This window comes from Vibrio sp. Vb0667 (assembly GCF_033391095.1).
In genome coordinates, this window is sequence record NZ_JAWPOL010000076.1 from 1 (window position 1) to 2,413 (window position 2,413).

Consider the following 2,413-nt stretch of genomic DNA (forward strand, 5'->3'; position numbering starts at 1 on the left):
TTCCTCCTTAGCTCAGTTGGTAGAGCGACGGACTGTTAATCCGCAGGTCGCTGGTTCGAGCCCAGCAGGAGGAGCCACTTTTAAAGCCGCATCACTTGATGCGGCTTTTTTGTATCTGCTTTATACGTCATTTCTCACTTTCCCATTTATCTGCACTTCATTTCTAAACATCAGCGAACATTAAATCCTTTCTTCAAAAATACTTATTTCACGCTAAAAATTTAATCCTCATCGTAATTTCAATACGCATTAGTATCCGAGCATATTTATCTTCACTAAGATGCCCGAGTTATTACATTTCTTCTTTTAGCTATGCCTTGCATAGTGATAACACTTTATTTGTGAGCTAAATATGAAACTAAAAACTCAAGCCTATTTATTATCTGCGATCATATTGCTAGCTCTCCTAGCTCTGACCGCAACGGGCTTATGGACACTTCGCGTCGCAAGTAACCTTGATAACAAAGCTCGAGTTACTGAGCTATTTAAAAGTGCGTACAGCATACTTACCGAAGTAGAAAAGATGGCTATCGAAGGCAAAATGCCGGAAGACGAAGCGAAAGCATTAGCCACTCGCCTACTTCGTAACAATATCTACAAAGACAACGAATACGTTTATGTCGCAGATGAAAATATGATGTTCATCGCCGCACCACTAGACCCTCAACTGCACGGAACCAGCTTCCATGACTTTAGAGATGGCAGTGGTAATAGCGTAGGCCAACTCATTCTAGATGTATTGGGGCACAAAACAGGTCAGATCGTTGAATATACCTGGAGCCAAAAACAAGCTGATGGCAGCATTGAAGAAAAACACTCGATAGCAGAAAAAACACCACACTGGGGCTGGGTTGTCGGTACAGGTATTGGCTCTAATGAAGTTAACGCACGTTTTTGGTCGACAGCACAATGGCAGCTTGTGCTGTGTCTGATTATCGCGGGAAGTATTCTAAGTGGCCTGATCATTTCGATTCGCAAAATGCTTCATCTACTTGGTGGAGAGCCTAACGACGTGCGTAAAGCAGTTCAAGCTGTCGCTCAAGGAGACATTCAGACCAGTTTTGATACTGTGGCACCGAGAGGAAGTATCTATCGTGCCGTGCAAGATATGAGTCAATCAGTAGCTACCATGGTGACAAACCTAGAGAAGTCTATGCATGCACTGCGCGCAGAGTTGTCTGCCGTAGAAGCTCGATCAAATACGATTGCCGATCTTACCGTATCTCAGCAGCAATCAACGGCGATGATTGCCACTGCGATGACTGAAATGGCATCTTCAGCCAACCATGTTGCCAATTCAGCAAGCGACACCGCAAACAATACGGACGAGGCTGACAAACAAAGCCAACATACTCAGAAACTCATTCATAACACGGTTGAAAACATTCAAGGTTTAGCTTCTCAATTAAATACTGCGAGTAAAGCGGTCGCCGATCTAGATCAGGATGTAAATAATATTGTAAAAGTGCTCGATGTGATTGGTGATATTGCAGAGCAAACAAACCTATTGGCACTCAATGCAGCCATTGAAGCAGCACGTGCTGGAGAACAAGGCCGAGGCTTCGCAGTCGTTGCTGATGAGGTACGCAACCTAGCAGGACGCACACAAGACAGCACAAAAGAGATTCAGTATATGATCTCCAATCTGCAAGAAGGCTCTCGCAATGCCATTCACACAATGGAAATATGTGCAGAAACCAGTGAAAGCACTGTTACAGAGTCTAAGAATGCCTCTGAAGCTCTACAGCAAATTGTAACGGCGTTAGAATCTATCACCACAATGAGCCAGCAGATCGCTACTGCTGCCGCTGAGCAGACGCAGGTTAGCGATGATATTGCGCTACGCATAAACCTTATCGAGGGAAGCGGAGGCCAACTCAACTCTGTCGTAACCGAGAGCCAATCAAGTACTCAAAGTTTAGCTTCACTAGCGAATGAGCTAGAAGGTTGGGTAAACAAGTTCTCAGTAAAGCACTAGTTTAAAGTCAATTGTTCAATAAAAAGCACGTTTTCAGACGTGCTTTTTTGTTTTTATCGCCTTTATTTTGCAAGTGAACACACTATCAATGTTAAAACATCGCTTAAAGCATGGCGCATTGCTGCTAAAAACGCATAAAAACAGCCCACTCCGAGCACAAATTCATCAAACGATATTTTATTTTAATTTTATTGTTGACCTGAAAGCCGAAAAGCCTTTTAATACACCTCGTCGCCCGGATAGCTCAGTCGGTAGAGCAGAGGATTGAAAATCCTCGTGTCGGTGGTTCGATTCCGCCTCCGGGCACCACAATTTATTAATTGTTGGTGCTTAGCACGAACAATGTTAAAGAATAAAATGTGCCGACTTAGCTCAGTAGGTAGAGCAACTGACTTGTAATCAGTAGGTCACCAGTTCGATTCCGGTAGTCGGCAC

General features: G+C 43.8%; 1 protein-coding gene and 3 tRNA genes. All 4 read left to right on the forward strand.

The genetic code is table 11. From position 1 onward, the window contains the following. Position 1: 1 nt before the first annotated feature. The 4 genes from R8269_RS23405 (at position 2) to R8269_RS23420 (ending at position 2,412) form a co-directional block, all read left to right on the forward strand. Positions 2–77: transfer RNA gene (locus R8269_RS23405), tRNA-Asn, on the forward strand. A gap of 275 nt (positions 78–352) precedes the next feature. Beyond that, the gene (locus tag R8269_RS23410; RefSeq protein ID WP_318222686.1) at positions 353–1,978 is read left to right on the forward strand and encodes a methyl-accepting chemotaxis protein; all 1,626 of its coding nucleotides are present in this window, start codon (positions 353–355) and stop codon (positions 1,976–1,978) included. Between the two features lie 233 nt (positions 1,979–2,211). After that, a tRNA-Phe gene (locus R8269_RS23415) sits at positions 2,212–2,287 on the forward strand. Positions 2,288–2,339: 52 nt separating this feature from the next. Next, positions 2,340–2,412, forward strand: a tRNA-Thr gene (locus R8269_RS23420). Position 2,413: the final 1 nt, after the last annotated feature.

Excerpts from the sequence above, each read along its gene's own strand:
- R8269_RS23410 (WP_318222686.1), top strand. The coding sequence starts at position 353 with ATGAAACTAAAAACTCAAGCCTATTTATTATCTGCGATCATATTGCTA.